The organism is Spongiimicrobium salis (genome assembly GCF_043678055.1).
In the GTDB taxonomy this organism is placed as follows: domain Bacteria; phylum Bacteroidota; class Bacteroidia; order Flavobacteriales; family Flavobacteriaceae; genus Spongiimicrobium; species Spongiimicrobium salis.
Genome location: NZ_JBHEQA010000003.1, coordinates 231,916 through 258,483, shown reverse-complemented (window position 1 = coordinate 258,483; position 26,568 = coordinate 231,916). Strand labels below are relative to the sequence as shown.

Annotated in this window: 28 protein-coding genes; 8 read left to right on the top strand and 20 right to left on the bottom strand. The window is 39.4% G+C overall.

Going from position 1 to position 26,568, the window contains the following annotated elements; all coding sequences use genetic code 11:
* Positions 1-197: 197 nt before the first annotated feature.
* The gene (locus tag ACEXOE_RS15960; RefSeq protein ID WP_394749835.1) at positions 198-1,013 is read right to left on the bottom strand and encodes a 2,3,4,5-tetrahydropyridine-2,6-dicarboxylate N-succinyltransferase; all 816 of its coding nucleotides are present in this window, start codon (positions 1,011-1,013) and stop codon (positions 198-200) included.
* 104 nt (positions 1,014-1,117) lie between these two features.
* Between ACEXOE_RS15960 and ruvX the strand changes: the two genes are divergently transcribed.
* The 3 genes from ruvX (at position 1,118) to ACEXOE_RS15945 (ending at position 2,697) form a co-directional block, all read left to right on the top strand.
* The gene (gene ruvX, locus ACEXOE_RS15955; protein ID WP_394749834.1) at positions 1,118-1,528 is read left to right on the top strand and encodes a Holliday junction resolvase RuvX; all 411 of its coding nucleotides are present in this window, start codon (positions 1,118-1,120) and stop codon (positions 1,526-1,528) included.
* Between the two features lie 5 nt (positions 1,529-1,533).
* Positions 1,534-2,124, top strand: a complete 591-nt coding sequence (gene def, locus ACEXOE_RS15950) for a peptide deformylase (protein WP_394749833.1) — start codon at positions 1,534-1,536, stop codon at positions 2,122-2,124.
* Between the two features lie 123 nt (positions 2,125-2,247).
* The gene (locus ACEXOE_RS15945) at positions 2,248-2,697 is read left to right on the top strand and encodes a DUF5606 family protein (RefSeq protein ID WP_394749832.1); all 450 of its coding nucleotides are present in this window, start codon (positions 2,248-2,250) and stop codon (positions 2,695-2,697) included.
* A 145-nt stretch (positions 2,698-2,842) separates the two neighbouring features.
* Here the strand turns inward: ACEXOE_RS15945 and ACEXOE_RS15940 are convergent, their stop codons facing one another.
* The 13 genes from ACEXOE_RS15940 to ACEXOE_RS15880 all read right to left on the bottom strand — a co-directional run bounded on the left by ACEXOE_RS15940 (position 2,843) and on the right by ACEXOE_RS15880 (position 15,681).
* On the bottom strand, positions 2,843-3,298 hold the full coding sequence (locus ACEXOE_RS15940) for a BLUF domain-containing protein (RefSeq protein WP_394749831.1): 456 nt from the start codon (positions 3,296-3,298) through the stop codon (positions 2,843-2,845).
* A gap of 310 nt (positions 3,299-3,608) precedes the next feature.
* Complete coding sequence (locus ACEXOE_RS15935) at positions 3,609-4,040, bottom strand: hypothetical protein (protein ID WP_394749830.1); 432 nt, start codon at positions 4,038-4,040, stop codon at positions 3,609-3,611.
* A gap of 126 nt (positions 4,041-4,166) precedes the next feature.
* Positions 4,167-4,589, bottom strand: a complete 423-nt coding sequence (locus ACEXOE_RS15930; protein ID WP_394749829.1) for a hypothetical protein — start codon at positions 4,587-4,589, stop codon at positions 4,167-4,169.
* A gap of 43 nt (positions 4,590-4,632) precedes the next feature.
* Positions 4,633-5,793, bottom strand: a complete 1,161-nt coding sequence (locus ACEXOE_RS15925; protein ID WP_394749828.1) for a lactonase family protein — start codon at positions 5,791-5,793, stop codon at positions 4,633-4,635.
* A 47-nt stretch (positions 5,794-5,840) separates the two neighbouring features.
* Positions 5,841-7,457 carry a family 20 glycosylhydrolase gene (locus tag ACEXOE_RS15920; protein ID WP_394749827.1) on the bottom strand — a complete coding sequence of 539 codons (1,617 nt, stop codon included), beginning with the start codon at positions 7,455-7,457 and terminating at the stop codon, positions 5,841-5,843.
* Between the two features lie 33 nt (positions 7,458-7,490).
* Positions 7,491-8,132 (bottom strand): GDSL-type esterase/lipase family protein, encoded by a 642-nt coding sequence (locus tag ACEXOE_RS15915; RefSeq protein ID WP_394749826.1) that lies wholly within the window; start codon positions 8,130-8,132, stop codon positions 7,491-7,493.
* 45 nt (positions 8,133-8,177) lie between these two features.
* Complete coding sequence (locus tag ACEXOE_RS15910; protein WP_394749825.1) at positions 8,178-9,053, bottom strand: alpha/beta hydrolase; 876 nt, start codon at positions 9,051-9,053, stop codon at positions 8,178-8,180.
* A 35-nt stretch (positions 9,054-9,088) separates the two neighbouring features.
* Complete coding sequence (locus tag ACEXOE_RS15905; protein WP_394749824.1) at positions 9,089-10,300, bottom strand: serine hydrolase domain-containing protein; 1,212 nt, start codon at positions 10,298-10,300, stop codon at positions 9,089-9,091.
* A 38-nt stretch (positions 10,301-10,338) separates the two neighbouring features.
* Positions 10,339-11,268 (bottom strand): hypothetical protein, encoded by a 930-nt coding sequence (locus ACEXOE_RS15900; RefSeq protein ID WP_394749823.1) that lies wholly within the window; start codon positions 11,266-11,268, stop codon positions 10,339-10,341.
* Between the two features lie 59 nt (positions 11,269-11,327).
* On the bottom strand, positions 11,328-11,897 hold the full coding sequence (locus ACEXOE_RS15895) for a cysteine hydrolase family protein (RefSeq protein ID WP_394749822.1): 570 nt from the start codon (positions 11,895-11,897) through the stop codon (positions 11,328-11,330).
* 45 nt (positions 11,898-11,942) lie between these two features.
* On the bottom strand, positions 11,943-12,767 hold the full coding sequence (locus tag ACEXOE_RS15890; protein ID WP_394749821.1) for a cyclase family protein: 825 nt from the start codon (positions 12,765-12,767) through the stop codon (positions 11,943-11,945).
* Positions 12,768-12,812: 45 nt separating this feature from the next.
* The gene (locus ACEXOE_RS15885; RefSeq protein WP_394749820.1) at positions 12,813-13,511 is read right to left on the bottom strand and encodes a 3-keto-disaccharide hydrolase; all 699 of its coding nucleotides are present in this window, start codon (positions 13,509-13,511) and stop codon (positions 12,813-12,815) included.
* A complete protein-coding gene (locus tag ACEXOE_RS15880; protein WP_394749819.1) occupies positions 13,498-15,681 on the bottom strand; it encodes a DUF7133 domain-containing protein in 2,184 nt (727 codons plus the stop codon). The genes ACEXOE_RS15885 and ACEXOE_RS15880 overlap by 14 nt, the downstream gene beginning before the upstream one ends.
* A gap of 107 nt (positions 15,682-15,788) precedes the next feature.
* Between ACEXOE_RS15880 and mazG the strand changes: the two genes are divergently transcribed.
* Positions 15,789-16,562 (top strand): nucleoside triphosphate pyrophosphohydrolase, encoded by a 774-nt coding sequence (mazG, locus tag ACEXOE_RS15875; protein WP_394750091.1) that lies wholly within the window; start codon positions 15,789-15,791, stop codon positions 16,560-16,562.
* A 44-nt stretch (positions 16,563-16,606) separates the two neighbouring features.
* Here the strand turns inward: mazG and ACEXOE_RS15870 are convergent, their stop codons facing one another.
* Both ACEXOE_RS15870 and ACEXOE_RS15865 read right to left on the bottom strand, forming a co-directional pair.
* Positions 16,607-17,662, bottom strand: a complete 1,056-nt coding sequence (locus tag ACEXOE_RS15870; protein WP_394749818.1) for a serine hydrolase domain-containing protein — start codon at positions 17,660-17,662, stop codon at positions 16,607-16,609.
* A 112-nt stretch (positions 17,663-17,774) separates the two neighbouring features.
* A complete protein-coding gene (locus tag ACEXOE_RS15865; protein WP_394749817.1) occupies positions 17,775-18,935 on the bottom strand; it encodes a helix-turn-helix domain-containing protein in 1,161 nt (386 codons plus the stop codon).
* A 149-nt stretch (positions 18,936-19,084) separates the two neighbouring features.
* On the opposite strand from ACEXOE_RS15865, the gene ACEXOE_RS15860 reads away from it, so the two are divergent.
* The 4 genes from ACEXOE_RS15860 to ACEXOE_RS15845 are packed head-to-tail and all read left to right on the top strand — an operon-like array spanning position 19,085 to position 22,952.
* Positions 19,085-20,458, top strand: a complete 1,374-nt coding sequence (locus tag ACEXOE_RS15860) for an MATE family efflux transporter (protein ID WP_394750090.1) — start codon at positions 19,085-19,087, stop codon at positions 20,456-20,458.
* Between the two features lie 38 nt (positions 20,459-20,496).
* Positions 20,497-20,724, top strand: a complete 228-nt coding sequence (locus ACEXOE_RS15855) for a hypothetical protein (protein WP_394749816.1) — start codon at positions 20,497-20,499, stop codon at positions 20,722-20,724.
* Positions 20,725-20,730: 6 nt separating this feature from the next.
* A complete protein-coding gene (locus tag ACEXOE_RS15850; protein WP_394749815.1) occupies positions 20,731-21,297 on the top strand; it encodes a phosphatase PAP2 family protein in 567 nt (188 codons plus the stop codon).
* Positions 21,294-22,952, top strand: a complete 1,659-nt coding sequence (locus ACEXOE_RS15845; RefSeq protein ID WP_394749814.1) for an ArnT family glycosyltransferase — start codon at positions 21,294-21,296, stop codon at positions 22,950-22,952. The genes ACEXOE_RS15850 and ACEXOE_RS15845 overlap by 4 nt, the downstream gene beginning before the upstream one ends.
* Here the strand turns inward: ACEXOE_RS15845 and ACEXOE_RS15840 are convergent.
* The 4 genes from ACEXOE_RS15840 to ACEXOE_RS15825 form a co-directional block, all read right to left on the bottom strand.
* Positions 22,949-23,842 (bottom strand): lysylphosphatidylglycerol synthase transmembrane domain-containing protein, encoded by an 894-nt coding sequence (locus tag ACEXOE_RS15840; RefSeq protein WP_394749813.1) that lies wholly within the window; start codon positions 23,840-23,842, stop codon positions 22,949-22,951. The two genes, ACEXOE_RS15845 and ACEXOE_RS15840, sit on opposite strands and share 4 nt — an antisense overlap.
* Positions 23,826-24,785, bottom strand: coding sequence for a glycosyltransferase family 2 protein (locus ACEXOE_RS15835; protein ID WP_394749812.1), 960 nt, complete (start codon positions 24,783-24,785; stop codon positions 23,826-23,828). Before ACEXOE_RS15835 ends, ACEXOE_RS15840 begins: the two co-directional genes overlap by 17 nt.
* Positions 24,786-24,925: 140 nt before the next feature.
* Positions 24,926-25,966: a methylmalonyl Co-A mutase-associated GTPase MeaB gene (gene meaB / locus ACEXOE_RS15830; RefSeq protein WP_394749810.1), complete on the bottom strand. Its 1,041-nt coding sequence runs from the start codon at positions 25,964-25,966 to the stop codon at positions 24,926-24,928.
* A gap of 2 nt (positions 25,967-25,968) precedes the next feature.
* Complete coding sequence (locus tag ACEXOE_RS15825) at positions 25,969-26,538, bottom strand: DUF2911 domain-containing protein (protein WP_394749809.1); 570 nt, start codon at positions 26,536-26,538, stop codon at positions 25,969-25,971.
* Between the last annotated feature and the right edge of the window lie 30 nt (positions 26,539-26,568).

Below are 26,568 nucleotides of genomic sequence, written 5' to 3'. Positions count from 1 at the left end.
TTATATTAAAAAATAAAACTCTTACATTTTACCCTGATCAGCATACTATAATTTTAACTTTGATGCTATAGTTTAGATACTTTTGGAGCAAAAAGGTTGCTTCTTAAAGAAGGCTATTTTAACGATAGCGAGCATAAAAAATCCCTTCAATTTCTTGAAAGGATTTTTTTAAAAAGACATGTATAAGACTTGTCCGCTTAAACGGCAACGTCATATTCCCTAAGGGCATCATTTAATGAGGTTTTCTTGTTGGTGCTTTCTTTGCGTTTTCCTATGATTAAAGCACATGGAACGTTGTATTCTCCAGCTGCAAATTTCTTTGTATAACTCCCCGGGATTACAACAGATCTTGCAGGAACCAATCCTTTTCGTTCTACGGGCGTATCCCCGGTAACGTCAATAATTTTAGTAGAAGCTGTTAAAACCACATTGGCACCCAAAACTGCCTCTTTTTCTACACGTACTCCCTCAACAACAATACAACGGGAACCTATGAAAGCATTATCCTCAATGATTACAGGAGCCGCTTGTAAAGGTTCTAGGACACCACCGATACCAACACCACCGCTGAGGTGAACATTCTTCCCAATTTGAGCACAACTCCCTACTGTGGCCCATGTATCTACCATGGTGCCTTCATCAACATAGGCTCCTATATTTACATAACTGGGCATTAATATTGTTCCTGGTGAAATATATGCTCCATGCCGCGCTACTGCATTAGGTACCACACGAATCCCTTTTTCTTCATAGCCTCTTTTAAGGGGCATCTTATCATGGTACTCAAAAATACCAGCTTCCAAGGTTTCCATTTTTTGAATCGGAAAATACAGCACAACACCTTTTTTTACCCATTCATTGATTTGCCATCCATCAGCCGTTGGCTCGGCACATCTCAATTTTCCTTCATCGATAAGACCAATGACTTCGCGTATGGCAGCCTGGGTAGCATCTTCTTTTAGAAGAGATCTATCTTCCCAAGCTTTTTCTATAATTTGTTGTAATTCTGTCATAGCTAACAATTAAATTTTGGCAAATATACGGGGTATAAAGTGAATTCATCTTTCAATTTTACACTTATAACATTTTATGCTTTATTTTTGTCAAAAATATGCAAGTGGCAAGAATTGTTGCGTTAGATTATGGAAAGGTAAGAACAGGAATAGCAGTAACCGATGAACTGCAGTTGATTGCTTCCGGGCTTACAACGGTGAAGACCAATACGCTTTTGGATTTTTTAAAATCATATGTCCTTGAGGAAAAAGTAGCATCTTTCATAGTGGGAGAACCTAAACAAATGAATAATGCTCCATCGGAGTCGGAAGTTTTGATTCAGGGCTTTTTAAAAGAATTGGTTCAGGCTTTTCCCCATATCCCTATCCATAGGCAAGATGAACGATTTACTTCCAAAATGGCTTTTCAGACCATGTTGGATGGAGGTTTGAAGAAAAAACAAAGAAGAAACAAGGCCCTTGTGGATGAGATTAGTGCAACGATTATTTTACAGGCATATCTAAATAGAAAATAAAAAAGATGACATTACCGATTGTAGCTTATGGCGATCCTGTTTTACGAAAAGTAGCGAAAGATATCCAAAAAGATTATCCAGAATTGGAAAGCCTTTTGGAAAATATGTGGGAGACCATGTACAAGGCAAGTGGCGTTGGTTTGGCGGCTCCGCAGATAGGCCGCCCTATCCGTTTATTTTTGGTGGATACTTCTCCCTTTTCGGATGATGAGGATTTATCGGACGAAGAACAAGATCTTCTCAAGAATTTTAAAAAAGTATTCATCAACGCACATATTGTTGAGGAAACTGGAGAAGAGTGGACGTTCAATGAAGGATGCCTTAGTATTCCGGATGTTCGTGAAGATGTTTCCCGAAAAGATACCGTGACCATTAATTATTGCGATGAGAATTTCAAAGAGCATACGGAAACCTATGACGGGCTTTTGGCACGTGTGATACAGCACGAGTACGATCATATTGAAGGAATTTTGTTTACCGATAAATTGTCTTCTTTGAAAAAACGGCTGTTAAAAGGACGTTTGAACAATATTTCCAAAGGAAAGATTAGAGTGGATTATCGCATGCGTTTTCCTGATATGAAGAAAGCGCGATAACTCTCATTTTTTTGAAAAAGAATCAAGAATTTTAATGTGTTAAGATTTCCGTTAATTCCTTAAAAGAAGTTTTTAATTTACCATAAAAGCGCAATCTTTGCGCCATAATTTTAGAATTACAGCATGAGCTTAGATAAAATACTATCAATCGGTGGAAAACCGGGACTTTATAGATTAATGACACAAACCAGAACGGGTTTTGTGGCGGAATCATTGATTGACGGAAAAAAGGTTACCGTAGGTTTTAAAAACAATGTAAGCGTACTTTCGGAAATCGCCATATATACCTTGGATGAGGAGATTCCATTGATTGAGGTATTCCAAAAAATTCAGGAAAAAGAAAAAGGAGAAAAGACGGCAATTAAACACAAAGCTCCAAAAATTGAACTGGAAGAGTACTTTTTTAGTGTATTGCCCAATTATGATGAAGATCGTGTTTATGCCAGTGATATCAAAAAAGTAATTCAGTGGTATAATCTATTGCACGACCAGGGTATTACCGATTTTTCAAGCGAAGAAGCGTCTAAGGAAACCGAAGAAAAAAAAGCGGTGGTGAGCTCCGAAGAAGAGTAGTAAGGATATATTAGGATACTCTTACAAAAATGAACGCTACAGCCAAGCTTGTTTTGACAGAGTGAATTCATTTTTTGATTTAGGAAAACTTTGAGTTTTTGTCTATGAGAGGCACTATGCCCTAATGATTTGTAAGTTTAAATCATTATTTTATCTTCTTGGATTCAATACCATCTTTTCTGGACTTCAATAATTTTTTGGCACTGACCCAAAAGCTCTTTGTACTGGGATTAGGATCTATTCCTTCTTGGGAAGTATCTATGAACGAACTGATTAGAATTTTTAAGTACTCCAATTGATGATTTGCGCCTAAAAAATTTTCGTAAGCCATGGACCAATGATCAAATTCCCGGTGGTATATAAAACTTTGGGACAATAACTGAATATCGGAATGCCTTTCGTCCATTTTGATTTTTTCAAAAAGTTCCAATACCATGGCTTCCTTCCCCTCTAAATATTGCAGAAATTCTCCCTTATAAAATAGCAGGCAACCACTTATACCATTTTTTGTATTGTATACCCTTGCTTTTTCAAGCATATCTTGAATCTGAGTTTGTCCAAAAATAGGATTGACCTTTGATTTATATACCAGGTTGAACATCTTTGCATGAGGTTGGCCTACTAAATATACTGATTTTCCATTTAAAATAGATAGATTTTAATTGTTTATTGTCTCATTGTAAGCTGATTAGGATATGATTTGTAAATTGAGCATACGGTAGTTTAAGGTTTTCTAAAGTTCGTTCACCAACAACCATTTTAGGCTAAAACCGTAGTTTTAGACTGCAAGGATACGTACCCCCATGGGGTCTCTAGGAATTAAAAAATAGGGAATGGAACTATAGAAAACAGCTGTTGGGAAAATAATTTTTCAACAGCTGTTTTTTAGTTTGTGGTATTGGGAAGATAGCCTACTGTGTTATTTTTGCACTTAAGTCTTGAAGCTCCTGAGCCTTGGCAGTCATGTAATCCGTATATTTTTTCACTTTATCTATAGATAGTTTTCCTGCGATTTCCTGTCCCATAGTGGCCAGTTCCTGTCCTTTTGTTCCCAAAGCCGCAAAGGCTGTCATATCCTTATTTTCCACAGCTTTTCTATACGCTTCCATATATTTTTCATAGGCGTTAACGTATTGCTGTACGTCATTGTTACTAAAGCTGGGCGTGTGGGCGGTTTTTTCCACTTCACCTGTTTCCTCTTTGCTTTGTTGTGTTGGACTGTTTTGTTCCGTTTTTTCGGATTTACCCTCCTCCGTAGACGTAGCTTTTGGTTCATTTTTACAAGCGACTGCGAACATCACAGCAAGGGCCATCATTGTTCTTAAAATTGTTTTTTTCATCATTGTATTTTTAGATTAACTATACTACAAAGATGAAGGAAGATTGTGTTTGGGAACACCCTAGAAAAGGTGAAACTAATAGGCTGTTTTCAGGGGTATTGGAAGGAAATATTAAAGTGGATAGAAATCCTATTTTTTGCGTACAACGCAGAACAGACTTCCTAAGAACATGATGCCAATACTACAGATCCAAAGCCAGTATCCCAAGGCATATCCTATGATATCTCCATAATGACCAGCTTCATTGATCATGATTTCATCGTACAGCAAAAAAGAAAATGCAATGGCTAAAGCAAAACCACTAAGCACTAAAGATACCCATGGTCTTTTGCCAATGAATAACCAGGATAAGATCAAAAAGGGGTTGGCAAACCATGTAATATAGGCTCCTCCTACGAAAATTCCGAGTATCCCAAAAACAAAGGCAACAAAGCCAGAGCCATAACTTCCACAATCCGGAGTACAGTAGGTTTTTTGGGTGAGTGCTATTAAGAGCACCCCCAAGCTGATGAAAAAGATAATTCTGGATTGTCTTATTTTTCCTGCCACCATAGAAGCTTTAACGCTACTACAATGGGTTTAGTATTTTAAGGATTTACATTTTATCAAACAGAATACAAACAGGTGTGGGAGCATCAATTTCTGCTATAAAACGGAGAAGTCCCGTTGCTGCATCCCTCCGGTAGGAGACAATATTGTTTGTCCTTTGATTGGCAACTAGAAGAAACCTCCCGTCCGGGGAAAGTGAAAAATTACGCGGACCATCCCCTCTGGTAGATTCATGACCCAACAAAGTAAGCTTTCCACTCTGATCATTTACGCGATATATCGCAATACTATTATGCCCCCTATTGGAAGCGTATAGAAACTTCCCGTCATCAGAAATATGGATATCCGCACAACTATTTTCTCCTTTGTAGTCCTCAGGAAGCGTACCTATACTATCGATTACTTCATACGTGTCGACCGTATTTTTCTTGATTAAAGTAACTGTGGCATTCAATTCATTAATGACATAGGCCCAATCTTGTTGCGGATGAAAAGTCAGATGACGTGGGCCGGCGCCAGGGGCCATTTTCAAAGTGTTGGGATCCAAAGGGGTTAATTTCTTTTGCGCAGTATCCAACTGCGAAAACCAGAGCTCATTGGTGCCCAAATCAATGGAAACCACCTTTGAATCACTATCAAACCATGCCGAATGGGCATGAGGGCCTTCTTGCCGATCCGTTGTACCTTTTCCCTTATGGTTTTGTGTATCCAATAGTCCGCTTAAAACACCATTATCGGCCATTTGTAGTAAACCGATATTGCCCCCTGTATAATTGGCAACAAGCACATAACCTTGTTCATTGGTGGTGATGAAACAAGGGTGGGCTCCTGCAGATGGGCTTCTACTGATAAAAGTAAGTGTATCTGCTTTTATTTGGTAAGATTCCACGGTTCCCATGCCCGCTTCATTTTGGATTTCATTGACCGCCAACAAATAATTGCCATCGGAACTAAAGCTTAGAAAAGAAGGATTTTGGGAAGCGGTTGCTAGACCAATTTTGCGAAAAGACCCATCGTTTTTTAAGGCATATCTGTAAATGCCTTTGCTATCACCATCGGTATAGGTACCAATATAAAATGGGTATTCACCTTCTCCTTTTTCTGTTTTTACAGCAGCATTATCGTCCATTTCTTTCTTCTTTTTCTCATCATTACAACTCATTACAATCAATGCTAAAATTGCTATTGCGGCAACACGTACTTTCATAGGGCAAGTTTGGATATTATATTAAATTTTGTTTCACATGAAATCATTCAATCCTTTCGAATGGGCTCGTAAGTATATTTGTTTTTTTTCCAATCGATCAATTTAGAAGGATAGTAATTTACTTCCATACGATCCAGGAATGGAGCTTGATTGGCCAAGCGCACTTTATAGTTTTCCCAATCCCTGTTTTCTTCGGTAGACCACCCTAATTCGGCATATCCAATGACTCGGGGGAATGCTAAATACTCCAATTCATGAATATCACTAATGGTTTCGGACCATAAAGGGGCTTCAATGCCCAAAATCTGATCTAAAGGAATATCATCGAAGCCTTCAGGCGTCCATTGGTACCCTGCATCGACCGGGATATAAGCAGCCCAATGCAGTCCATGTTTGGACAAAGAATCGTATTGCATATCCAGATAAGCTCTTTTTGCAGGGGAAAGGATGACTTTCATCTTCTTTTTTACCGCAGCTTGGGCATTTTCCTTGCTGGACCAGTATTGGGAAATTGAATTGGCGCTAACGTCCGTATTGGCAATTTCATCCCAACCAATCATTCGCTTGCCATGTTTTTCCACAATTTTTTCCACTTTATTCACAAAATGAACGTAGTCCTTCTTTTTGGTCACATGGCTTTCATCGCCTCCGATATGAAAATAGGGGCCAGGAGTTAACGCTGCGATTTCCCGGACTACATCATCAATAAAAGTATATACGGTATCCTTACGGGCATCAAAAGTGCTAAATCCAACCCGCATTCCCTCGTAAAGCTTGGGTGTTTTTCCGTTTCCATTCAAAATAGGGTAGGAAACAGAGGCGGCATTGGTATGTCCTGGCATATCTATTTCGGGAATAATCATCATATAACGTTCCGCAGCGTAATTTACAATATCCGTATATTCCTCCTGCGTATAAAATCCTCCAGATTCCCCACCTACTTCTGTACTACCGCCAATTTCCGTAAGTTTTGGCCAAGATTTTATTTCAATGCGCCATCCTTGATCGTCTGTCAAATGCAGGTGTAGTACGTTGATTTTGTAATAGGCAAGTAGATCAATATAGCGTTTTACGTCTTCCACACTAAAAAAATGTCGGGCTACGTCCAACATGGCGCCACGATACTCAAAGTTAGGGTCATCTTTAATATCTCCAGTAGGAATGAGCCACATTTTGTGGTCGGTAATCGTATCGTTGCTCACATCCGGAACCAATTGGCGAATGGTTTGAACTGCCCTAAAGGCTCCTTCGGCTGTTTTTGCATTAATCATTACGGTATCTTTTCCAATAGACAAATGATACCCCTCTTTACTTTTGAACGCTGCATCTTCAGATTGATGAATGAAAATTACCCGGTCAACGGTTTCGGTATTGGTTTCATTGACCGCTAGGCGCAAACTGGTCTTGGACTTGATCTTATCTGCCAAAAAAGCTCCTACGGCTATAAGGTCATCTGAAGATTCCGAAGTATAAATCCCTGTAAATTGATCTAAGGCAAAAGCAGAATTTGTCGCCTTAATTTGCAAAGGCATGGGAATCATACTTTCTTGGGTCAGATCCGTATCCGGAAAATTCAGCACCACTTTTTTATTTTCTTCACAGCTCGTTATATATAGTACTCCTATAATAACCATAAGCGCCTTAGAAATTTTGGAATGTAGCATTTGCAATTTGTTTAAAGTTGAGTTCTATTGATTTTAATCCATAAATTGACGTATAACGTCATACCATAGTGCATATCCTTTGGGATTCATATGTAGGCCATCGGATACAAAAATATCCTTTCGTACCCTTCTTCCTTTTCCTTTCAACATCACGTTCCATACATTGGCAAAAGTGATGTGTTCATCGGTCTCTGATAATGCCTTAAAAGCTCTATTTAATCTTCTATAGCGCCGCCGTAATTTCCAACGGGCCAAACTTGGTTTCGCTGAAATCAGAACGATTTCCGTATTCTGATCCTGGGCTTTTATTTTTTTGATAATTTCTTGGGTAGTGGCAATGATTTCCTTCGTTTTTTTACGCGAAAAAACATCGTTGTCGCCTTCATAAATAAACACTTTTTTAGGGTGATATTGTAGAATGAGTTCTTGGGTATATTGCAAAAGATCGTAAGCTTGTGATCCCCCAAAACCTGAATTGACGATCTGATGATTGGGAAAATCAGATTCCAGACTTCGCCATAAACGAACACTTGAACTTCCCGTAAAAACAATGGTCTCTTTTGAACGATCTAAAATAGTATCGTATTTTTTTTGAATGGCAAGAACTTCATCTTTAAAGCCTTGCGCGTATATACAAGTAGTAAAAAATAAAAATAAAAAAACAGCGTACTTCACAAAATAAGGGCTTTAAGATTTAAAAATAGCATTACCATATCCTTTTCATTGGGCCAGGGTCAATTCCTCCGCTTTTAGCCATTCATAAATGGGCTCAATCCATTTTGCAGCGGGAAAGCCTTCACCTTTCATTCCAAAACCATGGCCTCCTTTGGAATACAAATGCAATTCTGGTTTTTTTCCTGCTTTGAGCCAAGAAGAATATAGGGCTACGCTACCAGCGGCCAACCCAAGCGGATCATCAGAAGCGCAAACCACGGCCATTGGAGGAGCATCTTCTGGTGCTTCTTGTACGGGGAGTGCTGTGGTCCAGGGATATACGGGAATTAAGAAATCAGGCCTGGTATCTTTGGTATAATTATAGGCCACACCCATAGCTACAGAGCCACCTGCAGAAAAGCCCATAAATCCAATTTTATCGGAGGCGAGGCCTAATTCCGTGGAGTGCTCACGAACATAGGAAACCGCGGCCAATCCGTCTGCAATGGATAAGGGCATTACTTTACCCACATTTACCGCAATTTCTGAAGGGTTGTTCTGGGCAGCATCCGTTATTTCTTGGACGCCATCCTTTCCTGTGGGGACCAGACGATATTTTAATACGAAGGCCGTAATCCCTTTTTTGACGAGCCATTTTGCCACAGCTTCTCCCTCACTATCAATAGATAGGGCATATAAGCCTCCACCGGGAGCTATAATTACCGAAGTTCCATTAGGTTTCCCTTCGGGTCTAAACATTTTCATTGTAGGAACAGATACGTTGGTGACCACCTCATTGTTCCAAATATTGGAATGATACTTTTTTTCGCCACCTTCCCAAATCACTTCATTGGATTTTTGATGAGGTACGTTTATGATTTCTTGAGCTATTATATTTAGCGTCATGCTACAACAAATAAGAAAGAAGATTGTATTTTTCATGTTCAAAATAGTTTCGGATATTACCACAGTATCAACTAATCTACGATGGCCTGATATACATATTGTCGAAATCTATGCTCATAGAAACGGCTATAAGGTTGTAATTGCGTGAGCAAAATAGCGATCATTTCTTCTTTGGGATCAATAAAAAAATAGGTAGAATATGCTCCTCCCCAGTAATAATGCCCTTCCGAACCCAAGGCCTTTCCATCCGCAACATCAATAGTGACCCCTACACCAAGGCCATAGCCTTGGCCGTCGCCTGTGAATAGATCTCCTACATGATTTAAAGTCATCAATTCAATGGTTTTTCGGCCCAAGAATTGTTTCCCTTTCCATTTTCCTTTGTTCAACAGCATTTGGCAGAAAGTCATATAATCCTTTGCGGTGGAAAACAATCCATGTGTGCCCGAATATATTACGTTCCCCTCTACAGGCAACTGATTGGGAGATTGCATTAGTTTTCCGGAAGCATCTTTGTTGTATACGGGCATCCATCTGTCCTGGGCATTCTTTTTAATATTATAACCCGTATCCTTCATTCCCAGTGGGGCAAAAATGCGTTTTTCGAGAAATTCGGCAGTGGACATCCCCGAGAACTTTTCGATCAATACCGACAATACATCTGGAGAAGCACTATAATACCATTGTTCTCCGGGGTTCCCCACAAGAGGAAGTTTGGACATGGCCGAAACGCGTTCATCAATAGAAGCATAAGGTTTAAAATACAGGGTGTTTCTATATTCTTGATCTAATTTAGTTGGACCTAATCCATGCGAAAAACCAGCAGTATGTGTTAGTAGATGAAGAATGCTAATCTCCTTGTTACTTGGTGATGTTGTGCCGTTTATCCCTTCGGAAAGGTCTTTGGCAACTTTCATATTTTTAAATTCGGGCAAATATTTTGAAACGGGATCGTTGAGGAAAAAATGTCCTTCCTCGTACAACATCATGAAGGCCACACTAATAATAGGTTTGGTCATAGACATCATATGCATTATTTGATCCTGCTTTATGGGAGTTTTAGCGGCAATATCACTATATCCATAGGTTTTTTGGTGTACAACTTCCCCTCGGCGCATAACGTAGGAAATGGCACCGGCAATATTATCGCTTTTCACTTCTTGATTCAAAAAGTCATCGTAGCGTTCTAAGCGATCTTGGGAAACACCGGCAGCCATTTGTCCTTGGGAAAAGGAAATAAAAAATAGTGCAAAAAGCACTGCTATGAGGAATCTATTTTTCATGGTATGGAGTTATCTGCCTCTAAAGATACTAAATACAATTAATCATCCTCTAAAATAAGTTCTAACATTCCATAACCCTTTTGGCTAGAACTTTTGGTGGATGTGAGCAGACTTTGCCGATAATACGCCAATCCATTGGGAAATTTTGCACCATATCCTACTTGTTCCCCTTTGCTCCTCATCATAAGGTCTAAATCCCAAGGTTTTGCAAGGAGCTGCACTTCTTTAGGAATATTTTTCCTCCCACTTTGACTATCCTTAACCGTTCGGACTATGTTTAACGTGAAAGAAGGAAGGGTCTCCACCACAATTTTTTCCTTTTGCAAAGACCATTTTGTAGCAGTTTGTTCGCCCCGATGTTGTTCAAAATGATAAAAATCTCCGTCTACAATGAGTGGTAACCAGAAAAAAGCAGCGAAATCGCCAAATTCCCGTACCGTTTCTTTAGTCCAACGAATACGTTCATAGATCATCCACCCTGTTCTTTTTTTTGTTTTTATGGTTACCGTAGTTCTGCAACCATAAATTTCCTTAGGGGTATTTTTTGCGGGCATTTGGACCCAAGTAGATTTTTCTGGAACCGTGACTTCTAGCCTTGGAGCGCCCTTGATTTTTACAGTAATATTTCTTTGGACCGAATCAAACTGAAAAGAGGGGCCATTTTTATGCTCCCAAGATTCGTTTGGGGTTTTAGCAGGAGAAGCAGCAGTGTTTTCGGTATGATAGGAAATAGGCCAATTTTTTGGTGTGCCATACCACGCTTTGAATTCACTGGAATAGCCGGTATCCGATACCGACCAATTAATATCCAAGGGGATGACCAATGGAGTAGTGGCATCGTCGGCTATAAAGACAAAATAATCGCTGTAGTAAGCATAGTTTTCCGCGCTATTATCATTGATCGTATAAGCACTCAAACAGCATACTGATATCCCCACTAAGAGATAATTACCAAAACATTTCAACATAAGCATCTTTAGTAGTATAGACTCACGATTCCGCTATACCTTACGAGCTCCTATGGAATTTACAGCATTTTCAACAGGACATCCGTTGTTAGTATGGTAGCAAATTCATCTTTTAAATTGGCCAGTGCTGTTAAATGAATCATTTCTGCTTCATAGGTTTCGCCATTAATCCCAATGCGGTCATAAGTAGCCGTGGCGTCAGAAATCAAAAATGTGGTATATCCAAAGTTTCCTGCCATTCTCGTGGTGGTCGAAACACAATGATTTGTGGTTAAACCAACAATAACCAGGGTATCTATATGCGCTTTATCCAAACGTTCTTGAAGATCGGTCTCAATAAAAGCACTGTTCACTTCCTTAACGATCAAAGGTTCTCCTTCCAAAGGCTTTGTGATTTCCTGCAAAGCAAAGCCTGGATGGGAATGATGCAGCATGGAATTGGGGTCTTTGGAACTATGTTGAACATGAAAAATGGGAAGTTTCAGATTCCGCCATGCTTCAAGGATCTTTGCCGCTTTCTGCTCGGCATCAGGGTTGTTGCGTTTTCCTCCCCAATGCGGGTGGTCTCCGGCCATTCCCTCTTGGATATCTATTAATACAAGTGCAGGTTTTTTCTCTTTTAAGGACATTTATTTGTTGCGTTTAAATAATTTAATTCCGATACGTTTGTGTTTTTACTTCAAGGCAATAATGCGCAATGGGCCTCCTGATCCTCCCTTGATTTTCATGGGTAAGGCAATGACTTGAAATCCGGTTTTGGGCAATTGATCTAAATTGGTTAAGTTCTCAAATCCGGGAATGTTTTTGGTCATTAAGGTTACATGACTCTGGAAAAGTTGCGATTGCCCATAATCAATACTAGGAGTATCTATACCAATGGCACTGATTTTTCTGTTGGTGACCAACCAGTTCGCCGCTTCTGGAGAGAGTCCGGGAAAATGTAAATCCTTCAGCGCTTCGGGACCACGTTGATCTGTTCCCAAATACTTTATTTTATCTGGATAAAATTGGGCGTAACCCGTTTCCAACAATACAATGCTTCCATCCGGGATTTCCGTACCTTGCTCTTCTTCCCAAGCTTTAAAATCGGCTATACTGATAAGATAATCCACATTGGCCAAGGCATTCTTTGAAACATCTATTTTAATTGCTTCGCCTATGAGCTTTGAAAGTGGGATTTCATCGGTAGATTCCCCGTTTTTCGCAAAATGTATGGGAGCATCAATATGTGTACCGCCGTGTTCCGCTGTAGCAAAATTGTTCGCGGCATAAAAATACCCGTTTTCAGTATCGCCTTTGGCTACTTCCTCCAACTCAAATTCTTTGGCAGTGACCCAGTAAATGGTTTCTTCTGAAAAAGAATGGGTGAGGTCAATAATTTCCTTATCGGCAAGCGGACTTTGGACCACTTTTACCACTTCATTTGTTTTTTTTGAAGTGGGAGTACAGCCTATGACTGCAATAGTAGTGGCTAGAATAAGTTTTTTTTGAATCTGCATAAGATTTTTTTTGTATTACGATGTAATGCTAGGATGCGCCAACGCTCATTTAAAAGATATAATTTTTAAGGTGGCATCTGCTTTCAGGGCATATTTTTCGGGTTGATCGGTGATAATCCTTAGGTTTCTCCATCGAATTTCCTTTCCGATATCCTTAGCGTTTTCTATACTGTGTACTTGAAGCCCAATAAAGCCTCTATCCGTCATACTATCCATGATATTACTGGTATTGATACCGTTGATCCAAATGCTTATATGAGATCCAATGGCCTCTATACGATATCGGTTCCAGGTATTTTTCTTAAAGGCTTTTTTCCCTTTTGGGTGATTCTTAAGATCATACAACCAACCTCGTCTACCTTCATCATAAATTCCACCACTCCAGGCACGGTCACTAGGATCTATTTCTGCTTGATACCCATGGACCCTCCCATTTTGGTATTCCGGAAGGCTGAGACTTCTAAATTGTACTCCAGAATTTATACTGGAATCTACTTTGACTTCAAATTCCAGAATGAAATCGCCATAGCGCTCTTTAGTGCAGAGAAACGTATTTGGAGACCCAAATTTTGTTGTTCCTACAATTTCTGAACCTACAATTTTATACGGAGCTGTACCGTTCCTTATTTCCCAATTGTCCAGAGATTTCCCATCAAAAAGTGCTATCCAAGGCTCTTTTTCTTGTGCACAAGACCCTAGTAGTAAACCTAAAAAGAACACATATACCCCCTTAATATTTTTCATGAAGTTCTTTTGAAGTGTACATCTGATCCAATGGTCTTGTAGAATGCCTCAGACTGTCTATTGTTTTTACGGTCAAGGATTGTGGGGCAGTGGTAAATGCATTTCTGATGTAATTGCCAATATCCTTGATTTCTTCATCAGAAATACCCTGATTCCCACCGATACCTGGCATTGCTGCTTGAAAATCGTAAGAGGTGCCGTTAACTTTTATGGGCCCTGTTAATCCATAAAATAGTATGGAAGCAAGCCTGGATGTAGATCCTGAAACATATTCCGATTGAAGCAAGGGTGGGGCCAGCCCTTTAATACCATCCCCATCAGGACCATGACATGTAGCACAATGCTTTCGGTAGAGTTGTACCCCGCGTGTCAGGCCATCGCTATATCCCATACTCTTGTTTGGTGAAATTTTTTCAGTCTGCATGGTCCGTATACGATCTTTAACTTCTTTAAATCCTAGAATTCCTTCCAAAAATACATTTTGTTTTTCTGAAATACCAGCATAAATAGGCTCTAAAAACCAAGCTTCGCCTTCATAGCGATTTAATAGTTCTTGAAGAAAGGGTAGGGTGGTTCTGTTTATTGTTTTGGATAGGTAAAAAGCCAGATGATAATCTAACTGTTCTTGACGATAATCCAAGATATTTTGAAGACTTTCGTTAGGGAATACATGCCCTTGTTGTATGGCCAGTTTTATGATATGTGCTCCCAAGGCAGGATAAGCTCCCCAATCTTTGAGGGATAAATGTTGATTGGTGAGCAAGTTGAGCCCTTCTAAACTGTATAAGGCATGAATTCTGCTGACTTCATCCGGAGCGGTACCCAATAGGTTTTCCAGAGCAGTTTTGAATTGCGTTCTTCCAGAATTGATAATCAATTGTTGAGATCGTTGCCGAATCCATATATTTTTAGACTGTAGTGAATCTACCCATTGCTCTGGCCCTAGTTCGGCTAAATGTATTGGATTGTTGGAATTTGCTCCGATGGTCGTTAATTTTAATATGCGGCCCATTCCTTTGATGGTATCCAACTGACGATCTAGATATAATTTCCGTAAATAACTGGTCATATAGGTTTTATGTTGGATAATGCCTCTGTGCATATCCACAATATAAAGCCCTCCATCGGGTCCATTTTGAAGGTTTACCGGACGAAAACCTTCATCCGTTGCGCTGAGAAGCTCTTTGCCTTCCCATGCCTGTTTTCCCGTCATGCGCAGTTGGCCATGCTCAAGAATATTTCTTTTGATCAGATTCGCTTCAGGTGCGCAAACAAAAAGATTCCCTTGATAGGCCTCCGGAAGTAAATCTCCCTCATAGTAGAGTGGCCCACAAGCACTGGTGAAGTTTTTTAATTTTCCATCTGGATGGAGCATATGGGGTAAATACCCCCTATTGACTACCGTTACGTGTTTGGGATATACGCGTTGGTCCGCAATCAATGGATTGTTGATGCCAATTTTTGGTTTAAAACTTGCATTGCTATTTAAGATATTGGGAAAGGTCCAATCCCCTTGAGCTTGATTGGAATTGTTATTGTAAATAAGCCTGCCGATACGATCTTGGGTAATGCCCCATTGTCCACGGGCCGAGGTGATGGAAGTTTTCCATATTCCATGCTGCATGCGATATCTCTTATTGGATTTTGCGCTATAAATCCAATTGTCCATCCCCATCACAAGGCCGTTAGGCTGATGTTCCGCATTGCCCCCAACGGCATAGGTGCTATCTACGACAATCGTATTTCCGGGAGTATCATCCGATTTGATTTCTGTATAGTAAAGATATGGAGGTTCGGCATAGAGCAAACCGTTGTATACATGTGCAAATGCTCGAGCCAATTTTAAATGCCCTAAAAAGACTTTGGAGTGATCCATCTGTCCATCTTTATCCAAATCTTCCAGAATGAGAATCCTTCCTATAGGGGCTTCTTCGTCAATGCCTTCAATAGAACGCATATATCCCTGCATTTCCAGAACCCAAAGTCTCCCCTGATTATCAAAACTAATATTGATGGGAGCCTCAATCAAAGGCTCTGCCGCCAAGGCCTGTATCTCAAATCCCGGTTCTACGGTATACTGGTCAAAGGAAACCGGTGTTTCTTCAAAAGCTGCTTCCCTTGCACAAGAGAACACCATCAAAAGAAAAAAAAGAAGAGAGGCCAATTTCATATTGCGTCGAAGTATTTTTTGTGAATGTACAATTTTTGGAACATTTGCGAAATAAGGGAAAGTCAAAAAGTATATAGATTTGTACTTTTGAAAAAATATTTCCAATGATGAATTCCCGACAACACCAACTCACGGCTTTTGATCGCCTATTGACTATTATGGACGAATTGAGGGCCCAATGTCCCTGGGATAAGAAACAGACGATGAAAACCCTACGGCATCTCACGATAGAGGAAACCTACGAATTGGGAGACGCTATTTTGGATGATGATTTGGAAGAAATAAAAAAAGAATTGGGCGATCTTTTATTGCACATCGTGTTTTATGCTAAGATTGGATCAGAGACCGATACTTTTGATATTGCGGATGTAGCTAATGGAATTTGTGAAAAATTGATCAATAGACACCCGCATATTTATGGTGATGTTAAGGTTGAAAATGAGGAAGATGTAAAGCAAAACTGGGAGCAAATTAAACTCAAGGAAGGTAAGAAAAGTGTATTGGAAGGTGTGCCTAAAAGCCTTCCTGCTTTGGTAAAAGCGAACAGAATACAGGATAAAGTTGCCGGAGTAGGGTTCGATTGGGAACAGCCGGAACAGGTTTGGCAAAAGGTAGAAGAAGAAATTCGGGAATTTAAACAAGAAGTGGACACTGCCAATAAAAACCGCATGGAGGAAGAGTTTGGGGATGTACTTTTTTCAATGATCAATTATGCCCGTTTCCTCGATATTAATCCCGAGAATGCCTTGGAACGCACCAATAAGAAATTTATAAAACGCTTTCAATATTTAGAGACCCAGGCCAAACATTTGGGGAAATCCTTAAAGGAAATGTCTTTGGAAGAAATGGATGTGTATTGGGAAGAAGCCAAAAAAATATAGGCGGGCCATGAAGATATTGGCATTGGCCCACCTTAAGAAGTCGTTTATTGTAGTATTTCGTAAATGGCGTTAAACAAGTCGCTGCGCAATTTGGAATTGTGTTGGTTGAGCAATATAACCACTGCCCACTTTCCTTTGCCATCATAAGCCATCACTGATGACTGCCCCAAAGAATCCCCTGTTTTTGCATAGATCGTATGGGAACTGTCTTCTAAAATATTGAGTCCTAAGCCAATAATGATGTTCTCGTCTTGGTAATACTTCTTTTCGGCAAGTATGGCCGCTTCCCGGAAAGTACCATTGGACGTGCTTATGGCATTGAGATAGGTCATCATATCGGCAGCACTGGATTTTATCAATCCTGCAGGAGCTACAATGTTCCAATGGAAAAGTTCCTGTTCCCCTCCTTCAAGATTATAGCCATGGGTTATATTTTTCACCTGGAAATCCTTGGTCAACGTACGTTTCAATTGTAAGGGAACGATAATATTTTCTTTAACGATCGCCTCGTAGCTTTTGCCGTAGAGTTGTTCCAGAATTTGTCCCAATAGTACGAATCCTACAGTAGAATAGCGATAAGAGCCATAATCCTTCAAACGATTACAATCGTTGATGATTTTGTAGATGGTATCCTTGGTAATGGACTGTATCGGTTGCTGCGGGTTCTGTGCAATAAGTTTTGGAAAATCAATATCGGGAAGGCCAGATTGATGCGAGGCCAAATCCGTAATACGTATCTTCTTCTGAATACCCTTTTGCAACTGAAATCCAGCGGGAAGATAGGCATCCATATAATCCGTAGCCTTTATTTTTTCCTCTTGAATGGCTTGCGCGATTAAATTTCCAGTCAATAATTTGGTAATCGAGGCAATCTCAAAAACAGAATATTCATCAATGGGCACAGCGCCATTTCTTTCCAAGTTTCCCCTATGATGGTACGTAATTTTATCTTCGTATCGAATACCTATACTGATTCCCGTTTCGGGGTGTTCTTTTTGGATTTCATCAAGCAATGCCTGTATTTTCTCTTTGGGGGATTGTGCTGATAGTAGGTGGCCAAAACTTAAAAAGATAAATAAAATAATAATGTTGTTTTTCATAATAACGAATGTTTAATGGATTCGGAGCAAATATGAAAAGGATGATCGAATGCTGCGACGGAATAAAAAAAGTCGAACGCATTTCTACAAATGACCTAGGTTCGACTTTTATTTATGAGACGTTCGACTTTTGGTTAATTTGTTGATTTTGAAGTTGTTTCCGATAAACTGTTGGTGTAAGGCCCGTATATTTTTTAAAAGAAGTATTGAAAGAAGATTTTGAATTAAAGCCTACTTCATACAAGATTTCTAAAATGGTAAGCTCACTTTTTGCGGTATTCTCCAGAATTTCCATGGCTTTTTTGATGCGATACTCGTTCACAAAATCAAAAAAATGCATTCCAATTTTATGATTGATCAAAATGGATAATTCTTTGACCGGTAGCTGTAGGGCGTCCGCTAAATTTTTTGAGGTGAGGGAAGGATCCAGAAAGGGCGCTTCCTTTTCCATATGGTCCCTAAGGCGATCTATGGTTTTTTGATCCTCAACCTCGATTACCTTCTTTTCCTCATCGAGCATGTTATCCACCAATTGCAATTTGGAATCTACGCTCCGGAACAGCTCTGGATGTTGCAATGCTTTAAACAGGTACCAGCATAAAATAAGAAGCTCAGCAACACCAAGTGTTATTTTTATCCATTCCGTTACCGCTTCGTAGGTTGAAAATTTGAAAATATTTTTCAGAAGGGCCAGACCATGAAATAGTGCCAGAAATACGGTAATGTTAAAGAGCCAAGAATAACTTTTGGTGTCGCTATTGGTGTAATTTTCCAAATAGATCTTATGGATTTTTTGGAGAAGCAAGAATATGATGATCAGGTAAAGGGCTATTTGAAGATGGATAAAAATATGAAAGAACTGTATCTCCCACATTTCCTTGCTACGCTTTAAAAATTCCATTTTCGCACTGGCATCAACACTATAATAGCGAGGAATCAATATGATATTGGCAATTACAAAGGGCACGGCATGCAAAAGATGTTTTGTCTTGAGCTTAAAGTCAATATAGCTCATGGCCAATATATGAAGGTAAAAGACGGGGAGTTGTAGAAAAATAAGGTTGCTTTTGATCAAGGTAAGGTTGGAGTTGGTATCCAAGACTTCGGGAAAGGCCCAACCACTGATATCCAATGCGATCAAAATAAGGAAAAAAGCAAACAGCCGATTCCCTAACTTTTTATCCGTTTTAAGGGTAAACAGGAATAGGGCCAGAAGAAAAGCAATAAAAACAGTGATGATTCCTATACTACTGGCTAAGCCGATATCATTCATTGGTATCCAAATTGTACAGCCGTAAAGATATCAATTTGAAACTTTATTCGAAATGCCCACTTTTCATCAAAGTCCCCATAAAAACAAAATACAATGTTCTCGAAGCGGTATGGATACGCTATCTTTGCACTGCTAAAAAATACGCCAACTTGTTACAGCAGTACACCAAAGAATTTCGCTATAACCTTAAACTATCTTTTCCGGTAATTCTTGGAATGCTGGGCCATACTTTTGTAGGTTTTGCGGATAATATTATGGTAGGGCAACTGGGTACGGCAGAACTGGCAGCCGTATCCTTGGGGAATAGTTTTGTATTCATAGCCATGTCTTTGGGCATAGGGTTTTCTACGGCGATCACACCCTTGGTTGCAGAGGCTGATGGGGCCGGAAGTAAGGAAAATGGAAAAAGTGCCCTGAAGCATGGACTGGTGTTGTGCACGGTTTTGGGTTTGGTACTTTTTGGAATTATCCTTTTGAGTAAACCATTGATTTACTATATGAAGCAACCACCGGAAGTGGTAGATTTGGCCTTACCTTATTTGGACCTTGTAGCCTTCTCTTTGGTCCCTTTGATCATTTTCCAAGCGTTTAAACAATTTTCAGAAGGACTTTCCCAAACCAAATACCCAATGTACGCTACAATTTTAGCAAATGTGGTGAATATTCTTCTGAACTACTTACTAATTTTCGGAGCGCTAGGTTTTCCAAAATTGGGTATTGTAGGCGCGGCAATTGGCACGCTGGTATCACGATTGATCATGGTGCTTTTTATTTGGGGTCTGTTGAAAAGCAAGAAGAAATTCCAGGATTACGTTACCCGATTCAATTTTAAGAATATTGAAAAAAAAGTCATGCAAAAAATCATTGGGTTAGGATTTCCCTCAGCTCTACAAATGTTTTTTGAAGTGGCCATCTTTACGGCGGCCATTTGGTTGAGTGGTGTTCTGGGTAAAAATGCACAAGCTGCAAATCAAATTGCCCTAAACCTGTCCAGCATGACTTTTATGGTCGGTATGGGACTGGGAGTAGCGGCCATGGTCCGGGTAGGAAACCAAAAAGGTTTAAAGCGTTTTGAAGATCTCAGACGGATCGCGCAATCTATTTTTCTACTCACCTTTTTATTGGAAATAGTTTTTGCAGCACTCTTTTTGATATTCCGCAATGGGTTGCCTACTATGTATCTTGATGCTTCTGAAGTGGCTAACCAAATGGATAATGCGGAAGTGATTTTTTTGGCCGCACAATTGATACTGGTGGCCGCATTCTTCCAGATCTCGGATGGATTACAAGTGGTGGTACTCGGAGCTTTAAGGGGCCTGCAAGACGTTAAAATTCCAACCGTGATTACCTTTATTGCCTATTGGCTGATAGGGTTTCCTATAAGCTATTATTTAGGATTGCATACAAATTTAAAAAGTACTGGAATATGGATTGGCTTGCTGGCCGGATTAACGGCATCGGCCATTATGTTGTATATTCGATTTAATTATTTAACCAAAAAATTGATCCATTCGCCCGGATGAAGTGAAATGGATAAAGAATAAACCTTATTATGTGAATTATGGAGTTTCCAAAGTTTTTATTGGGGGATAATACAGATTATCCCACCGCAATTTTTATCATACACACAGAATATCCAAGATTCATTATCAATTTGGAAAACGATGAAGTGGAATGGCTCGAAGATTTCTCAAAGGAAGATGAAAAAGAACTATCTGAAGAAGCAGAAACCCTTATTACAGCGGCAACAGCTTTTTATGATAGGGAAATTTCGCGATATGAAGATTGATTTTCAATGGAGGAATTAATACAGTTTGATAAGGAACTCTTTCTTTACCTCAATGGACTTGGGAATACCACTTGGGATGGTTTTTGGATGTTCATTACTGGTAAGTGGAACTCTATTCCCTTATATCTGGGATTGGCCTTCTTTTCGTTTAAGCAATTAGGTCTAAAAAGAACGGTGATCATGCTTGTTTTTGTCGCTTTAATGATTACTGCGACTGATGGATTGGCTAATTTTTTTAAATATGGCGTGGCTCGTTTAAGGCCCTGTCATGACCCGGAAATCAATAGCCTTATGCGATTGGTAAAAGCTTCCTGCGGAGGAAAATTTGGTTATTTTTCCGGACATGCGGTAAATAGCACGGCTATCGCTTTTTTCTTTGTCCATCTATTTTGGTCGAAATTTAAGTATTTAGGAATTTTCCTTCTTTTATGGATGATTTTGGTCTCGTATAGTAGAATATACATTGGAGTACATTTTCCTTTGGATGTGCTTACCGGAATTGTAATTGGACTGTTTTTAAGTTATTTATTTGTAAAGTTGTATATATTTGCACTTCTGAAATTTAGAGTATGATATCTAATACCAGATACTGGTTTTTAGTGCTTTTTGTTTTTTTGGTATATATAGCAGGAATGTTTTCTATACTTTTTGAAAATGACTCCGCACAGTTTGCTGTGATGGCCATGCGGATGTTTCAGGAAAATGATTTCATCAACCTATTTAAGGGAACCGAAGAATATTTAGACAAGCCTCATATGCACTATTGGCTGGCGGCCTTATCCTTTAAAATCTTCGGACTTCACGATTGGGCCTATAGAATTCCAGGGATTCTAGCATCTATTCTCGGTGCATATAGCTGCTTTGGATTGGGAAAATTATTATATAACGCGGATGTGGGGAAATTAGCTTCCCTAATTTTTCTTACTGCCCAAACTATTGTATTGTCCAATATAGATGTGCGTACTGATGCAGTGCTCACTGGCTTTACTATTTTGGCTATTTGGCAATTGGCGGCTTACGTCAAATCAAAAAGACTAAAACATATTGTTTTAGGGGCCTTTGCAGCAGGGATAGCTTTTTCCACCAAAGGGCAAATCGCTATTTTGGTCATCGCCTTTCCTTTGTTATGCCATTTAGCCTATACCAGAAAGTGGAAAACACTCCTTAACTGGAAGGTTTTAATCGCATTGGTGGTCTTTGGTCTTAGTATTGCTCCCATGTTATATGCTTATTATCTTCAATTTGACCTACACCCCGAAAAAATTATACGTGGAACCACAAACCGCAGCGGAATCTTTTTTATTTTTTGGGAACAAAGTTTTGAACGACTCAGTGGTCAGGGGGTTGGAAAGAACAGTAGTGATTATTTCTTCTTTTTTCATACCTTTTTATGGGTTTTCCTACCATGGACGGTCATTGGGCTTATTGCCTATGCCAATAGGGCCAAGGCGATCATTAAATTGAAATTTAAGCATAACCCTGTTTACGAATTTTTGACTTTGGGAGGTATTACGTTAATCTTCATTATCATTAGTTTTGCCCAGTTTAAACTCCCTCATTATTTAAATATCACCATCCCTTTATTTGCCGTACTCGCGGCATCTTATTTGCACAGTCTTTATATTCTGGATAAAAAAAAGCGTATTAAATTCATATTGGGAGCCCAATATTTTATTTTGAGCTTGGTATTTATCGTATCGGCATTCATTGTATTTTTTGTTTTTAAAAAGGTGGCTATTTGGCACTATGCAATTTTTGGAAGTATGGCTGTCATTGCCATCTATTACAGTTTAAAAAGGGAATCTTATTACCTAAGAATTATCACCCTAGCAGCCTATAGCGCCATTCTTTTGAATATGGTACTCAACCTGCATTTTTACCCTTCCCTATTAAAATATCAAGGTGGTTCAACGATGGCCAAAGTGATTGCAAAAGAAGAAATTTCAACAGATAATATCTATAAATTATCCGAAGCACATACTTGGGCACTTGATTTTTACAACAAAAAACCGGTAAAGATTATTTCTGCCGAAGCTTTAGAGGATATGCACAGTATCTGGGTCTATACTACAGAAGAAGAACGTAAAGAACTTCGTGAAAAGGGATTTGACTGGGATAGGGAACACGAAGTAGATCAGTTCAGAATAACTCGCCTACAGTTAAAATTTTTAAACAATGCAACTAGGAATCGCGTCCTTAGAAAGCGTTATTTAATCCACATTTATTAAGGGTTGTTTAAAGACTGAATTTTTGATATTGTCTGCAATGCGGGTTTTTTCATATGGTAGACTATTCCAAAAAGAGAAACCAATGCCGTAATCAAGAAAAAGACCAAACTTATACTTATGGCCGTATTCTCCTCTAAATCAAGCCAAGCCGCTCCATAAAAAAATGTAAGTTCCCTACTGCCAATACCGCCAAAAGTGAGTGGCAATACGGCCACTATAGATGAAATCAGGAAAATAAATAGATAGGCAAGGGTATAGAGTTCAATGTGCAAAGCTTTCAAAATGCAAAAAACACTGACTAACTGTGCGAGTTGTACCAATGCTGAGTATCCAAACGATTTCCAGAAAATAGGGAGAACATAGCCAAAAAATCTCTTGTTTAAAAACCAAAAAACAATAATTCCGAGGACTATTGCCATTCCCGAAAGCCATTCAATGTGCTCAAAAAGATGGGGTTCCAACCCAAAGATCAGCATACAGGCATAGATGAATAATAAAAGTAGGCCGCTGAGACGATCTAAAATAAGTACGGCAACCACCTTTTTTGTAGCGACCTGAAATTTTTTCTTTATCACATAACCCTTATAGGCATCCCCACCAATACCCCCAGGAAGGAACAAATTATAAAACATACCCAATAGATACAGTTTTAGATTGCTTTTTTGAGTAAGGCAAATGGCCAATTGATGGAAATAAAGATTCAATCGGGCAGCAGCTATTGCTTTGGAAAGTACAAAAAACACTAAGGCCAAAAGCAAGAAGGAAAGCTCGCTTTCCTCTAGGGTACTTGCGATATCTTTTAATTGTATTTTAGTAAAGATAAAGTAGAGCAGTACTGCGCTAAAAAGGAGTTTTAGAAGGGTAATGCCTTTTTTACGATATTTTGCCACCTACCACAATATTTTTGATTCGATAAGGACGTTTGTTTTGCGACTCGTAGTAGGTGCGAATCAATAATTCCATCACAATTCCTATGGTGAACAATTGAATACCGGCAAGGATCAACATCATACCAAAAACCAGAAGAGGTCGCGTACCAATATCTTCTCCAAGGCCAAATTTTAAAATCAGGAGATAAGTATTGATCAGGATGCCCAGGATAATCATCAATACCCCAATGATTCCGAATAAATGAATAGGACGTTGAAAGTACTTGCGAATAAAGAGCAACAACATCATGTCTGCCACCACTTTAAAAACACGTTCAAGCCCATATTTAGAGACTCCTGCATGTCTTGCATGATGCTTTACGGGTACTTGTTTGATCTGTCCTCCTTCAAGATGTGCCAATAGGGTAATAAAACGATGCATTTCCCCATATAGGTTCAGCTCTTTGGCAATATCTTTGGTGAATACCTTTAAAGCACAACCATTGTCTTTGATATCCAATTTAGTTACACGGCGAACAAGAAAATTGGCAATTTTGGAAGGTATTTTCTTAACCAAGGAATCTTTTCTTTTTTGCCGAATCCCAGTAACCACATCATAATCATCATTAACGGCATGCTCCAACATTTGGGGAATATCACTGGGGTCGTTTTGCAAATCCCCATCCATGGTAATGATATATTCTCCCTCGGCATGATCGATACCAGCTGCTAAAGCAAGACTTTGTCCATAATTTTTTTTGAGAATCACCAGATGTACCCTCTCATCTTGCATATCTTTCACCACTTTACGAGTATTGTCCGTGGAGAAGTCATCTACATAAATAATTTGATACTGATAGCCCCTAAGGCTTTCATGTATTTTCTGAGTAAGTAGAACAACATTGTCTTCTTCATTGTATAAGGGTACAACAATGGACAAGAGAGAATCAGTAATTGGGTTCATGTAATGGATTTACGATGGGGCAAATTTAGGATTTTTATTTCGATTCCACTTTCTCTTTTCGGAAGCTTGAAATGATAAAAGCCAATGTCTTTTTTTTAACTGGGAAAAATATCGTTTTATACAAGGAAAGAAGAAAGAAATTATTTTGAGCGTTCTAAGGCCAGTAGTTTTTCCGCTGCATGAAAAGGCGACAAGGTATTGGAGGTAACCTCTGCCAGCAAGGCATCCAGGGCTTCTTTAATTTTGGGATTTTGATAAAAGCGTTGTTTTAATCGATCTTCAACCGTCTGTAAAAACCAATAACTGTTTTGCTCATTGCGTTTGTGTTGAAAGTGACCTAGGGATATATTCTCATCAATATAATGGGAAATCATTTCCCAAATCTCTAGAATACCCGTTTTCTCCATGGCGGAACAAGCCAATACCTTTGGAGTCCAATTATTAACCTTTGGAGGATATAGATGTAAGGCTCTTGTAAATTCTACCTTTGCCATTTTAGCACGTTTTAGGTTATCACCATCCGCTTTATTGATGACAAGGGCATCTGCCATTTCCATAATCCCCCTTTTAATACCTTGAAGCTCATCTCCAGCCCCCGCCAGTTTCAATAGCAAAAAGAAATCTACCATACTGTGAACGGCAGTTTCGCTTTGTCCAACACCAACTGTTTCTATTAGGATGATATTAAAACCTGCTGCTTCACACAAAATAATGGTTTCCCGTGTTTTGCGGGCCACACCCCCCAAGGAATCCCCGGAAGGGGAGGGGCGAATAAAGGCATTGGGATCTTTTACCAATTCTTCCATCCGGGTCTTATCGCCCAAGATACTGCCCTTGGTAACGGAACTACTGGGATCAACGGCTAAAACGGCAACCTTTTTACCCAAAGCCGTAAGTGTTTTTCCAAAAGTCTCTATGAAGGTGCTTTTACCGACTCCCGGTACACCCGTTATACCAATTCGTATACTCTTATGTTGTTGTTGCAGGCATTTTTCAATGATTGTATTTGCCTTTTTTGAATGGGCTGCATTGGTACTTTCTACTAGAGTGATCGCTCTCCCTAAGGCCGTTTTATCTCCCTCAAAAATGCCTTGCACCAGTGCAGTTGCAGAAAGGTTTTTCTTTCTAAAGGAACGTATTTTAGAAGCACTTTCGGTACCTATGTTCTTTTGATTTTCCAAATTTAATTTGTGCTAATGGGGACGCGTACTTTCGTGGTATCCCATGCCAAGGTAAGGTACAATTGATCTTCTACTGTAAAATCGATAGTAAAATTTTCCACAACCTCCTTTAAATCCTCCACTGGAACTTCCACTTTGATCACGTCATGGGCTTCGTCCCAAGAAGGCTCCATGCCATTTACACCCAAGGATACGCCCCAATCGGGAATATTTGAATTAAAGATAACGGTCCACTTCTTTTCCCTGGGAATGGTCCATATGGAATACGTGCCGGCGGGGAGGTTTTTTCCCTTTACCGCGATAGTGCTGTTTGTCGTCATTGTTGTGGGTTCATTTGCCCCGGTTCTCCATACTTGATCGTAAGGCACTAATTCCCCAAAAATGACCCTTCCCTTTTTGGAAGGACTGTTATAATTCACCAATAAATCAAGCTTTGAATCTTGATCAACATAAGTAGCCGATTGCTCGGGACTATGTTTTTTGGTCTGCGTTTTCATATAGGGGCCAATGACAAAAAAGAAAAGAAGTGCCAATACCCCTATCACGATCAAAGTCCATTTTAAAAATTTCATACGCGATGTATTTTGTGATTTCTGGATAAT

What these genes read in the sequence shown, in the direction of transcription:
- ACEXOE_RS15960 (WP_394749835.1), bottom strand. Translation starts at nt 1,013, where the DNA reads ATGACAGAATTACAACAAATTATAGAAAAAGCTTGGGAAGATAGATCT.
- def (WP_394749833.1), top strand. Translation starts at nt 1,534, where the DNA reads ATGACATTACCGATTGTAGCTTATGGCGATCCTGTTTTACGAAAAGTA.
- ACEXOE_RS15945 (WP_394749832.1), top strand. Translation starts at nt 2,248, where the DNA reads ATGAGCTTAGATAAAATACTATCAATCGGTGGAAAACCGGGACTTTAT.
- ACEXOE_RS15940 (WP_394749831.1), bottom strand. Translation starts at nt 3,298, where the DNA reads ATGTTCAACCTGGTATATAAATCAAAGGTCAATCCTATTTTTGGACAA.
- ACEXOE_RS15935 (WP_394749830.1), bottom strand. Translation starts at nt 4,040, where the DNA reads ATGATGAAAAAAACAATTTTAAGAACAATGATGGCCCTTGCTGTGATG.
- ACEXOE_RS15930 (WP_394749829.1), bottom strand. Translation starts at nt 4,589, where the DNA reads ATGGTGGCAGGAAAAATAAGACAATCCAGAATTATCTTTTTCATCAGC.
- ACEXOE_RS15925 (WP_394749828.1), bottom strand. Translation starts at nt 5,793, where the DNA reads ATGAAAGTACGTGTTGCCGCAATAGCAATTTTAGCATTGATTGTAATG.
- ACEXOE_RS15920 (WP_394749827.1), bottom strand. Translation starts at nt 7,457, where the DNA reads ATGCTACATTCCAAAATTTCTAAGGCGCTTATGGTTATTATAGGAGTA.
- ACEXOE_RS15910 (WP_394749825.1), bottom strand. Translation starts at nt 9,053, where the DNA reads ATGAAAAATACAATCTTCTTTCTTATTTGTTGTAGCATGACGCTAAAT.
- ACEXOE_RS15905 (WP_394749824.1), bottom strand. Translation starts at nt 10,300, where the DNA reads ATGAAAAATAGATTCCTCATAGCAGTGCTTTTTGCACTATTTTTTATT.
- ACEXOE_RS15900 (WP_394749823.1), bottom strand. Translation starts at nt 11,268, where the DNA reads ATGTTGAAATGTTTTGGTAATTATCTCTTAGTGGGGATATCAGTATGC.
- ACEXOE_RS15895 (WP_394749822.1), bottom strand. Translation starts at nt 11,897, where the DNA reads ATGTCCTTAAAAGAGAAAAAACCTGCACTTGTATTAATAGATATCCAA.
- ACEXOE_RS15890 (WP_394749821.1), bottom strand. Translation starts at nt 12,767, where the DNA reads ATGCAGATTCAAAAAAAACTTATTCTAGCCACTACTATTGCAGTCATA.
- ACEXOE_RS15885 (WP_394749820.1), bottom strand. Translation starts at nt 13,511, where the DNA reads ATGAAAAATATTAAGGGGGTATATGTGTTCTTTTTAGGTTTACTACTA.
- ACEXOE_RS15880 (WP_394749819.1), bottom strand. Translation starts at nt 15,681, where the DNA reads ATGAAATTGGCCTCTCTTCTTTTTTTTCTTTTGATGGTGTTCTCTTGT.
- mazG (WP_394750091.1), top strand. Translation starts at nt 15,789, where the DNA reads ATGAATTCCCGACAACACCAACTCACGGCTTTTGATCGCCTATTGACT.
- ACEXOE_RS15870 (WP_394749818.1), bottom strand. Translation starts at nt 17,662, where the DNA reads ATGAAAAACAACATTATTATTTTATTTATCTTTTTAAGTTTTGGCCAC.
- ACEXOE_RS15865 (WP_394749817.1), bottom strand. Translation starts at nt 18,935, where the DNA reads ATGAATGATATCGGCTTAGCCAGTAGTATAGGAATCATCACTGTTTTT.
- ACEXOE_RS15855 (WP_394749816.1), top strand. Translation starts at nt 20,497, where the DNA reads ATGGAGTTTCCAAAGTTTTTATTGGGGGATAATACAGATTATCCCACC.
- ACEXOE_RS15850 (WP_394749815.1), top strand. Translation starts at nt 20,731, where the DNA reads ATGGAGGAATTAATACAGTTTGATAAGGAACTCTTTCTTTACCTCAAT.
- ACEXOE_RS15845 (WP_394749814.1), top strand. Translation starts at nt 21,294, where the DNA reads ATGATATCTAATACCAGATACTGGTTTTTAGTGCTTTTTGTTTTTTTG.
- ACEXOE_RS15835 (WP_394749812.1), bottom strand. Translation starts at nt 24,785, where the DNA reads ATGAACCCAATTACTGATTCTCTCTTGTCCATTGTTGTACCCTTATAC.
- ACEXOE_RS15825 (WP_394749809.1), bottom strand. Translation starts at nt 26,538, where the DNA reads ATGAAATTTTTAAAATGGACTTTGATCGTGATAGGGGTATTGGCACTT.